General features: G+C 65.9%; 11 protein-coding genes. 2 read left to right on the top strand and 9 right to left on the bottom strand.

The features are described from left to right. Positions 1-722 precede the first annotated feature (722 nt). The 3 genes from ACQP2D_RS17755 to ACQP2D_RS17745 all read right to left on the bottom strand — a co-directional run bounded on the left by ACQP2D_RS17755 (position 723) and on the right by ACQP2D_RS17745 (position 2,937). The gene (locus tag ACQP2D_RS17755; RefSeq protein ID WP_433684793.1) at positions 723-1,232 is read right to left on the bottom strand and encodes a thioesterase family protein; all 510 of its coding nucleotides are present in this window, start codon (positions 1,230-1,232) and stop codon (positions 723-725) included. 25 nt (positions 1,233-1,257) lie between these two features. Further along, complete coding sequence (locus tag ACQP2D_RS17750; protein ID WP_433684792.1) at positions 1,258-2,154, bottom strand: SCO6745 family protein; 897 nt, start codon at positions 2,152-2,154, stop codon at positions 1,258-1,260. A 183-nt stretch (positions 2,155-2,337) separates the two neighbouring features. Next, positions 2,338-2,937 (bottom strand): TetR/AcrR family transcriptional regulator, encoded by a 600-nt coding sequence (locus ACQP2D_RS17745; protein WP_433684791.1) that lies wholly within the window; start codon positions 2,935-2,937, stop codon positions 2,338-2,340. A 159-nt stretch (positions 2,938-3,096) separates the two neighbouring features. Between ACQP2D_RS17745 and ACQP2D_RS17740 the strand changes: the two genes are divergently transcribed. Beyond that, positions 3,097-3,435: a hypothetical protein gene (locus tag ACQP2D_RS17740; RefSeq protein WP_433684790.1), complete on the top strand. Its 339-nt coding sequence runs from the start codon at positions 3,097-3,099 to the stop codon at positions 3,433-3,435. A 5-nt stretch (positions 3,436-3,440) separates the two neighbouring features. Then, positions 3,441-4,259, top strand: coding sequence for an enoyl-CoA hydratase-related protein (locus ACQP2D_RS17735; protein ID WP_433685684.1), 819 nt, complete (start codon positions 3,441-3,443; stop codon positions 4,257-4,259). A 45-nt stretch (positions 4,260-4,304) separates the two neighbouring features. Here the strand turns inward: ACQP2D_RS17735 and ACQP2D_RS17730 are convergent, their stop codons facing one another. The 6 genes from ACQP2D_RS17730 to ACQP2D_RS17705 are packed head-to-tail and all read right to left on the bottom strand — an operon-like array spanning position 4,305 to position 9,471. Then, entirely contained in the window at positions 4,305-5,306 is a 1,002-nt protein-coding gene (locus ACQP2D_RS17730) for an NADP-dependent oxidoreductase (RefSeq protein ID WP_433684789.1), read from the bottom strand. Between the two features lie 26 nt (positions 5,307-5,332). Continuing rightward, positions 5,333-5,656: a putative quinol monooxygenase gene (locus tag ACQP2D_RS17725; RefSeq protein WP_433684788.1), complete on the bottom strand. Its 324-nt coding sequence runs from the start codon at positions 5,654-5,656 to the stop codon at positions 5,333-5,335. A 35-nt stretch (positions 5,657-5,691) separates the two neighbouring features. Further along, positions 5,692-6,801 carry an acyl-CoA dehydrogenase family protein gene (locus ACQP2D_RS17720; RefSeq protein ID WP_433684787.1) on the bottom strand — a complete coding sequence of 370 codons (1,110 nt, stop codon included), beginning with the start codon at positions 6,799-6,801 and terminating at the stop codon, positions 5,692-5,694. Beyond that, entirely contained in the window at positions 6,798-7,985 is a 1,188-nt protein-coding gene (locus tag ACQP2D_RS17715; protein ID WP_433684786.1) for an acyl-CoA dehydrogenase family protein, read from the bottom strand. Before ACQP2D_RS17715 ends, ACQP2D_RS17720 begins: the two co-directional genes overlap by 4 nt. Next, positions 7,982-9,019 (bottom strand): phosphotransferase family protein, encoded by a 1,038-nt coding sequence (locus ACQP2D_RS17710; protein WP_433684785.1) that lies wholly within the window; start codon positions 9,017-9,019, stop codon positions 7,982-7,984. The genes ACQP2D_RS17715 and ACQP2D_RS17710 overlap by 4 nt, the downstream gene beginning before the upstream one ends. Beyond that, the gene (locus tag ACQP2D_RS17705; protein WP_433684784.1) at positions 9,019-9,471 is read right to left on the bottom strand and encodes a MaoC family dehydratase; all 453 of its coding nucleotides are present in this window, start codon (positions 9,469-9,471) and stop codon (positions 9,019-9,021) included. The genes ACQP2D_RS17710 and ACQP2D_RS17705 overlap by 1 nt, the downstream gene beginning before the upstream one ends.

The following is a 9,471-nucleotide window of genomic DNA, read 5'->3' as shown; positions in this document are numbered from 1 at the left end:
ATTGGCGGCATACATGACTATCGCGGGATCCCGCCGGTGCGTATCAGATGTCGAATGGAAACCGCTGTCCCGCAGAGGCCTTCACCCCCGTGTCATCGACTGAATACGCTTACTTTCAACGACTTTCGTCTTGTATATAGTCAACCGAATCGCGTTCTCGAATTTCACAAATCGGCATAATTCACCCAGGGCCGTTAACGCATGACATTCGTATCGCGATTCTCGAATTCTCGCCCGAACCCGCTAACTGTTCAGCGCGGTCCACCACTGCTCTATCCGCCGGTGCCCCATCGCCCGTGGCGTCGTTCGCGCCAAGGCCACACCGGGGTAGCGGTGGTGTCGCGCCAGCATCTTCCCCCACGCCGCCTCATCAGTCGGGGTATAGATCCGCATCCACGCATACGGAACCGACGGCAAACCCTTCTCGTCAAGAAAATCTCCAACTCCCCCATCACCAAATTGCGAATCCGCTTCGTCCGACTCGCCGGAACCGCCACATCATTACGAGCCCACGAGGAAGCGAAACTCTCACTCTCCGAATGGACTGAGCACCACCCCCGGCGATTCCAGATAATACAGAATCACCTGAAGTTCTTCCAGCAGAGTGATTCCCGCGTGTGCGGTCGGCACTTCACCGCCGCGGCGGTGAAGCATTCCTCTGACCATTTCCATCACCGGGTGGGTGGCGATGGGGGGCGAGCACATCGGCTGGCCTGCATTTCTCAGTCGCGTGCGGGTGCGGCAACCCCCCGCAGCTCGAGCACACCGTGCTCGGGACCGAACCCCAGCGCACGGGTGCGCGCGATGGACTCGTCCAGACGCCGCGCCACCGGGTCGGGCAGGGCCGCTGGTCGGCGCGTCGCCAAATCGACATTCACACTGAGGAACTCGAATGAATTGGCGATCTCACCGGCGGTGCGATTGACGAGATAGGAGATGCCGTGCACGGCCTTGTCGGTGCGGCCCAGATCGCAGAGGTGTACCGAAACCTCCTGTCCCACCAGGACTTCCCGGTAATAGGTGAGGTGCTGCTCGCTGGCGAACAGCCCGAACCCGGAGATCTCGCCGAAGCCGAGCCGATGGTGCAATTGCCACATCGCCTCACCGTGCAACTGGAAGTAGCGCAGCACGTTCATGTGCTGGTTGCGGTCCTCGAATTCCGGCGGGACCAGCCGGGTGAACGCGGTTCGCAGCGCGAGTACCTCGGTGAGTTCCGGTTCGACTGCCTTCATGCTCGCCCTCTTCACCTGTCCGGATCTACCGTGCACCAGCCCGGATCGCTTTCCGGTAACGCTCCGACAGCGCCGGCGGGAAGCCCAGATCACCTTCGATCACCCGGATCGCCAACGGCGCGGCGAGCGATTGCAGTCGCTCGCATCCGGCCGCACCGATCGCCTCGTACGGATAGATCGCCAAGTCGTCGGTGCGGTTCTCGATCGCCTGGCGCCGCGCGGCGCCGTGCCCGCTCAATGCGATCTCATCGCGCGTAAGCCAGCCGCGCTCACGCAACCCCTGTACGCCCGCGGCCCACTCTTGTTCACTCCAGGATCGGCTCATACGCAGGACTTCCGGGGCGATCTCCCCCGTTGCGCTGTGCGTGATCAAAGCCTCGATGCCGCTCAGCCCCTCGGTCAGCAGCAGGGCGACATGGCCGTCGCCGCGGAACTCCCGCAGCAAGGACTGCGCATGCCACAGCACCAGATGCGGTTCGTCCGGCCAGGGCAGTGCCGCGTGGGCCCCGAATAACGGCCGTCCGTGCAGTCGCTCGCAGGCCCGCTCGGCGGCCCGCCTGGCCAGGTCGGCGGCCTCACGCACCTCCGCGCCGACGACGTCGTCACCCCACGCCTGCCGCAGTGATCGGTCGACTGCCTTCAGCCGCGCGCGCAGAATGTCCCCGGGAGCCGCGATCTCCCACGCGGCCGGCAGGACCGCGCGTACCGCGGCCGGGTTGAAGTTGAAGAAGGCGCCGATGGTGACCTCGGCGGGGACCGGGCCGAAGGCAGCGGACCGCGACGCGAAATACATCATTCGGGGATCGGTGATGCCGAGTTCGCGATACACCTCGGGACCGTGCGGGGTGAAGTAGATCATCCCGTGCACCGGTTCGAGGGCACGGAAGGTCAGCCGGGCATCCTGCGGGGAAATCTTGCTCACGAGATCGCTCCGATATCTCATCACGATGGAGAGGCCGACTCTGCTTGTGGCCATGCATCACTCGGATCATTCGCCACCGAACGTGACGAGCGTCATTACATGGTTACCCGAATCCGATGTCAACTTCAAGCCTTCGGATACGGAGCGACACCACCCTGTGGCGGCGATATGGAGCTGACCGGCCTACTTGCGCGCGCCCACGATCCGGAGTGCGAGATCGACGTAGTAGTCGCCGATATCCTCGGGCGACATCGGACCGTCCTCCCGATACCAGCGGGCGAGATCGATGCCGAGCGACAAAAGTGCGACCGCCGCCATGTGCGGGTTCGGATTGTCGAACGCGCCGGCCGTGACACCGCGTTCGATCAACTGGCGCATCTCCGCATCGATGACGTGCCGGATGGCTTTGATCTCCCGCTGATGCTCCGGGTTGAGCGCGGCCAGTTCGTAATTGATCACCCGGGCCACAGTGTGCGCCCGCGCGTGATGGATGGCGAAGTCCCGCATGACCGCGATCAACTGCTCTACCGGATCGTTCGAGGAGGCCATGGCGACCCGGATGCGGTCCAGCGTGTTCTGGTGCCCGCTGCGCGAAACCTGATAGAGCAGTTCCTCCTTTGAGCGGTGGTGCACATAGATGGCCGCCGTGCTCATGCCCGCGATCGAGGTGATGTCACGGGTGGTGGAGCCATGGAAGCCCCGCTCGGCGAAGGCGGCCACGGCGGCCTCCAATAGCCGAGCCCGCGTCTCGTCCGCGCGCGAGCGATCCTCTGATCCGGTCACTCGAACAGTGTGGCATCCGATCATTGAAAATCTCCTGGCGGTCCACCCGATATGGATTGCGTCGACTGAGAATCCCCCGCTCACACCATGATCCACATATTGAATCTGAACTCGGATTCAATTACGCTCGGTCCGCAGACGAAGCGGAAGGGGATTTCCATGATCAGCCCGACACCCCCATCGGCCGAGCACGGCCGAGCAGCGACCGCGCTGCTGTTCGACTTCGGCGGTGTCCTGACCTCCAGCATGTTCGGCGCATCCCTCGGTTGCGATCCCGGGCTGCCGTTACGCCTGATCAGCAAGGATCCCACGGCACGAGCCCTGCTGGTCGAACACCAGGAGGGGCGTTCCGCGCCGCAGACCACCGTGATGGTGGACAACCCGAGGCAGCATATCGACGCCGCCGAGCGGGTGGGGCGCACCGGCGTCCCGCATCGCGAGCCATCCGCCACCGCCGCGCTGTGTGGCGCACCGACCAACGAAAGGGCAATGCCGTGAGCCCGATCCTCCAGGAGTCCACCGATACCGTCTTGGCCGAGAAACGCGGCCCGGTGCTGATCCTGACCCTTAATCGGCCGGACCGACTCAATGCCTGGAACGACACGCTCGAACAGCGCTACTTCGAACTACTGGACGAGGCGGACAACGATCCCGGGGTCCGGGCCATTGTCGTCACCGGAGCGGGACGCGGATTCTGCGCCGGTGCCGATATGGCGGACCTGCGGCAGGTCAGCACCGCTGACGCCGCGAATCTCGAACTGCCCCAGCGAAACCGGCCCCGCGAGTTCCCACTGTCGGTCCGCAAGCCCCTGATCGCTGCGATCAACGGCGCGGCGGCCGGTCTCGGACTCGTGGAGGCGCTGTACTGCGATCTGCGGTTCAGCGCCCCGGACGCCAAGTTCACCACGGCGTTCGTACGCCGGGGGCTGATCGCCGAGTACGGCATCGCCTGGCTGCTCCCCCGCCTCATCGGCCGCGGACGCGCAATGGACCTACTGCTGTCCGGCCGCGTAATTCGCGGCGAGGAGGCGCACGCGATGGGACTCGTCGACCGAATCTGCCCGCCGCAGACGCTGCTGGACGAGGCGGTCGCCTACGCGACCGAGCTGGCGAACCACTGCTCCCCCACCTCGATGAGCCTGGTCAAAAGCCAGATCAATCAGGCCATGGACTCGAATTTCGCGACGGCGATCGCAGTCGCCGACGATCTCATGCTGTCGTCGTTCGGCCACCCGGACTCGACCGAGGGTGTGATGAGCTATCTCGAACACCGTGCGCCCGCCTTCGCCCCGCTGGGGCCGATCGCTACCGACCTGAAATGACAAGAGGCCCCGCCGCATTCAGCGCGGGGCCCCTCGTTTTTCCGCTCAGAGCGCGAGCACCAGTTTTCCGGTGTTTCCACCGCTGAACAGCATGTTCAAGGTCTCACCGAACCGGGTGACCCCACCCTCGACCACGTGTTCGCGGCTCTTCAGCTTCCCCTCTGCCACCCACTGCCCGATCTGCGCGACCGCTTCGCCGTAGCGGTCGGCGTAGTCGAAGACCACGAATCCGGTCATGCTGGCGCGGAAGACCAACAGCGACATGTAGCGTGACGGCCCGGGCCGCAGTGTCTCGTCGTTGTACGCCGAGATCGCCCCGCACAGCACGACGCGAGCACCGCGGCGGAGATTGGCGAGCGCGGCATCCAGAATTTCCCCGCCCACATTGTCGAAGTAGACGTCGATCCCCTTCGGCGCGAGCGCACGCAAACGCTGCAGGACGTCTTCGCTGCGATAATCGATAGCCGCGTCGAAACCGAGTTCCTCGGTGAGTAAACGGCACTTCTCCGGCCCACCGGCGATCCCGATCACGTTCGCGCCCTTGGCTTTCGCGATTTGACCGACCACGCTGCCGACGGCCCCGGCCGCGGCCGACACCACCACGGTCTCACCCTCCCGCAGCTTCCCGACCTCCAGCAGGCCGAAATACGCTGTCATGCCGGGCATTCCGAGCGCACCCAGCCAGGTGGGGCCGGGCGCGATACTCAGGTCCACCTTCTGGACGCCCTTGCCGTCGCTGATCGCGTATTCGGCAACCCCGAAGGCGCCGCTCACGGTGTCGCCGGCGACGAAGTCCGGGTGCTGCGACTCGACCACGGTGGCGATATCCAGTGAGCGCATCACCTCACCGAGCCCGACCGGCGGCACATACGAGCGCACGTCGTTGAGCCAGCCGCGCATGGCCGGGTCGAGGGAGATGAAGTCGACCTTCACCAGAATCTGCCCAGCGGACAGCGCGGGCAGCTCCTCGGTCGTCACGTTCCAGGTGTCGGCGTCGGGAAGTCCGGACGGCCGCCGCGCCAGCCGTACCTGCTGAGTTTTCGTCATTGAGAGACCTCTTCTTTCAGAGCGTTTCAGAGTGCGCCCTGCTCGGGATCACCGATCGGCAGCGGATCGAAGACCAGCACCTCCGGCGGTGCGGCGAGGGCGTCGGCCAAAGCCGCGCCGACCTCGGCCAGCGCCGCGCCCTGGCCGTGTGCGCGCAGCGCTTCCTTTGACGCCCACTTCTCGATCATCACGAAATGTTCGGGCTTGTTGCGCTGCCGGTGCAGCGCGTACCGCAGACAGCCGGGCTCGGCGTGCACGGCGGGGGCCGCCGCGCGCAGGGTCTTCTCGACCAGTTCCTCCTGGCCGGGCTTGGCGATCATGGTCGCCACCACGATATAGGGATCAGCCACGGGATCCTCCTCGGAAATTGGGTAGATGGATGAATTCAGTTGCCGCCCAGCCGAAGATCGATGAGCTCGGCGAGCGCCGACCGGTGCCGGCCGGGACTGCCGAGACCGAGCTGATCGGCCTTGGCGCGCTTGAGATACAGATGCACCGGATACTCCCAGGTCATGCCGATGCCGCCATGGAGTTGGACGGCCTCCTCGGCGGCCGTGACCGCGACATCCGCGCAGTAGGCCGCCGCGACCGCGGTACCGATGCCCACGTCGGGATCGGCGGCCGCGATGGCTGCCGCCGCATACCGTGCGGTGGCCGCCGCGGTCTCGACCTCGACGTAGAGGTCGGCCAGTCGATGCTTGAGCGCCTGGAAGCCGCCCACGACACGGCCGAACTGGCGGCGCAGCTTCAGATAGTCGACCGCCGTCTCCAGACACCACGCGGCGACGCCCGCTTGTTCCGACGCCAACAGTGCCGCGCCGATCGTCAAGCCTGCCTGCAGGGCTGCGACCCCTGAGCACGCCGGGACGACAACCCGGCCCGGAACGGATTCGACGACGATATCGGCGAGCTGGCGGGTCATGTCCAGCGATATCACCGGCGTGACCGACGCCGCGGCCGCGGAAATCGCGTGAATCTCTGTGCCGGTATCGGTTTCGACCGCGGCCAGCAGCACATCGGCGTCGAGAACGCCCGCGACGCTCGACACGCGACCCGACAACCGCCCGTCGGCATCCTTCCAGAAGGATGGAACTCCGCTCGCTGAGGCGGCCGTGAACGGTGCGAGCAGCGCCGCGGTCACCTCCCCCGCGGCGAGCTGACCGACCAGCTCGGAATCACCGGCGAGCAGCACCGTCGCAGCGATGACACTGCTGGTGAGAAAGGGAACGGGCGCGACGAACCGCCCGAGTTCTTCGAGCACGACCGCGGCGTCGCGGGCACAACCCCCAGCGCCACCGCGCTCTTCGGGCACGAGCAGTCCGGCGAGTTCGAGATCGCCGGCCAGGGCCTTCCACAGTCGCGTGGTGAGTGTGCGGTCGCCGTCGTAGACGCCCGCCACCGTACCCGGACCGCAGTTGGCCTCGAGCAGATCGCGTACGGTCCGACGCAGCGCGATCTCGGTGTCGGTGTCGAGCAGGAGGATGTCCTCACTCATCGGGCCAAGTCCTTCCAGGCGATATCCTTGTCCGCGCGCGGTTCCACCGGCAGGCCCAGGACCCGCTCAGCGACGATGTTCCGCAGGATTTCCGAGGTTCCGCCCTCGATCGAATTGCCTTTGGCGCGCAGATAGCGGTAGCCAGCGCTGCGCCCGGCGAAGTCGACCCGCTCGGTCCGCTTCATGGTCCAGTCGTCGTAGCGCAGACCATCCTCACCGAGGATCTCCAGTTCGAGACCGGACAGCTGTTGATTGGAACGAGCGAAAGACAGCTTGAGCGCGGAACTTTCGGGTCCCGGCTGCCCGCCGGAGACCTGCTGGCGCAGCCTGGTGGCGGCCAGGCGTCCGGCTTCGGCCTCCACCCAGAGTCGCAGCAGCCGATCGTGCAGTTCGGGGGTGTGCTTGTCCGGATTGTTGCGCCAGGTGTGCGCCACGGCTCCCAGGACGCCACTTTCGCGCGGGACAGCTCGCCCGCCGATCGAGACCCGCTCATTGTTGAGCGTCGTGGTGGCAACGCGCCAACCCTCCCCCTCCTTGCCCAGGCGGTGGGCGTCGGGGATGCGCACATCGGTCAGAAAGACCTCGTTGAACTCCGCTTCGCCGGTGATCTGGCGCAGCGGCCGCACCTCGACACCCGGGTCCGTCATATCGCAGATGAAGTAGGTCAGTCCGGAATGCTTGGGACGGCTCGGATCGGTGCGCGCTACCAGGATCGCCAGCTGCGCCTTGTGCGCGACCGAGGTCCACACCTTCTGCCCGTTGACAATCCAGTCCTCGCCGTCGCGGACGGCCCGGGTGCCGACCGCCGCCAGATCCGATCCGGCCCCCGGCTCGCTGAACAGCTGGCACCAGATCTCTTCACCGGTCCACAGCGGGCGTAGGAATCGCCGCTGCTGCTCCGGCGTGCCGTAGGCCAGGATCGTCGGTGCCGCCATGCCGAGACCGATGCCGTTGACTTCGGCGTTATTGCCCGGGGCTCCGGCCTTTTCGAACAGCTCGTCGACGAACGGCTGAAGTTCCCGGTCGACCCCGCGACCGCCCAGACCGATCGGGAAGTACACCCAGGCCAGTCCGGCATCGAAGCGGGCGCGATGGAAGGTCACCGCGTCGGTGGTGGTCGGATCGTGTTCGGCGAGTAGGGTTTCCACCCGTCCTCGCAGGTCGTCGCGAACCGAGTCGGTCATCGGTTCTCCTCCTTCACTGAGGTGATTCCGGCGCGCAGGAGGGGTTCGACCGCGTCCCCTATCTTGTCGAAGCCGGAGCCCACGGTCTGGCCGTGCAGATAGCGGTAGTGGATGCCCTCGAGGATGGCGCTGAGTTTGAATGCCGCCAGCCCGAGGTAGAACCCGAGATGCGCCAGGTCGCGGCCGCTGCGTTCGGCGTAGCGGTCCAGGATCTCGGTTTCACCGAGAAACCCGGGCGCACCGGATGCGTCACTGACACCGGGCAGGCCCAATTCGCCCAGCCGCTGATACAGCAGCAGCAAGGCCACATCGGTGAGGGGGTCACCCAAAGTGGCCATCTCCCAGTCGATGACGCCGGCAACGCGATCCCGTGCATCGACCAGGATGTTGTCGAGCCGGTAGTCTCCGTGAACGATGCCGTCCGGCGATTGTTCGGGCTGTCGCTCGGCGAGCAGTGCGTAGAGTTCATCCGCACCGGGCAGGTCCCGGGAGTAGGAGGCGTCGAGCTGCTTTTTCCAGCGATATACCTGCCGCTCCAGAAATCCGGTCGCACGGCCGAAGTCGTCGAGCCCTACTGAGACCGGGTCGACGGAGTGCAGCGCGGCCAGCGCGTCGACCATCCCGGCCGAGATGACCCGAGTCCGTTCGGGACCGACGGCCACGAGTTCGGCCGCCACCCGATAAGGCGTCCCCGCAACGTTTTCCATGAGATAGAACGGTGCGCCGAGGATGTCGTCATCCGCGCAGTGCACGTAGGTCCGCGGCACCGGGACGTCGGTACCGGCCAGCGCGCTCATCACCCGGTACTCCCGGCCCATGTCGTGCGCGGTCGCCAGCACGTGGCCGAGCGGTGGGCGGCGCAGGATCCATTCCGAGCTGCCGTCGCCGATCAGGTAGGTCAGATTGGATCTGCCACCGGCGATCAGTCGGCCGGTCAATGGGCCCGTGACGAAATCCGGCCGGGTGGCGGCAAGCCATGCCGCCAGGCGATCCAGATCCAGTCCCGGCAACTCCCTGACGTCCGAGTCGCCCATCACGGCACCAGCAGCGCGATGGACTCGGCCACGCATGCCGGTTTGGCAGCACCCTCGATCTCGACGGTCACCCGGCTGACGGCTTGGAATCCCATGCTCGCGGGCGCGAGCGAAACCAGCTCCACACCAGCCCGGACCCGCGACCCCACCGGGACCGGGGCGGGGAACCGCACCTTGTTGGCCCCGTAGTTGACTCCCATCGATAGACCCTCGACGGTGTAGACACTCGCGGTCAGCATCGGCAGCAGCGACAAGGTGAGGAAACCGTGCGCCACGGTGGTACCGAACGGACCGGCTGCCGCCTTCTCCGGGTCGACATGGATCCACTGGTGATCACCAGTGGCGTCGGCGAAGCCGTTGATCTGGTCCTGGGTCACCGTGTGCCAGTCGCTGTATCCCAGATGGGTGCCGACGGCCTTCTCCAGTTCGGGCAGGCCCTGGAAAATCTTCAT

This window comes from Nocardia sp. CA-119907 (assembly GCF_050955995.1).
In the GTDB taxonomy this organism is placed as follows: Bacteria; Actinomycetota; Actinomycetes; order Mycobacteriales; family Mycobacteriaceae; genus Nocardia.
Note: the sequence above shows the minus strand (reverse complement) of the source record. Positions and strands in the feature narration are given on the sequence as shown.

Coding starts and splice junctions, on each gene's coding strand:
- ACQP2D_RS17730 (WP_433684789.1), bottom strand. CDS start 5,306: ATGACGAAAACTCAGCAGGTACGGCTGGCGCGGCGGCCGTCCGGACTT.
- ACQP2D_RS17705 (WP_433684784.1), bottom strand. CDS start 9,471: ATGAAGATTTTCCAGGGCCTGCCCGAACTGGAGAAGGCCGTCGGCACC.
- ACQP2D_RS17720 (WP_433684787.1), bottom strand. CDS start 6,801: ATGAGTGAGGACATCCTCCTGCTCGACACCGACACCGAGATCGCGCTG.
- ACQP2D_RS17715 (WP_433684786.1), bottom strand. CDS start 7,985: ATGACCGACTCGGTTCGCGACGACCTGCGAGGACGGGTGGAAACCCTA.
- ACQP2D_RS17740 (WP_433684790.1), top strand. CDS start 3,097: ATGATCAGCCCGACACCCCCATCGGCCGAGCACGGCCGAGCAGCGACC.
- ACQP2D_RS17710 (WP_433684785.1), bottom strand. CDS start 9,019: ATGGGCGACTCGGACGTCAGGGAGTTGCCGGGACTGGATCTGGATCGC.
- ACQP2D_RS17755 (WP_433684793.1), bottom strand. CDS start 1,232: ATGAAGGCAGTCGAACCGGAACTCACCGAGGTACTCGCGCTGCGAACC.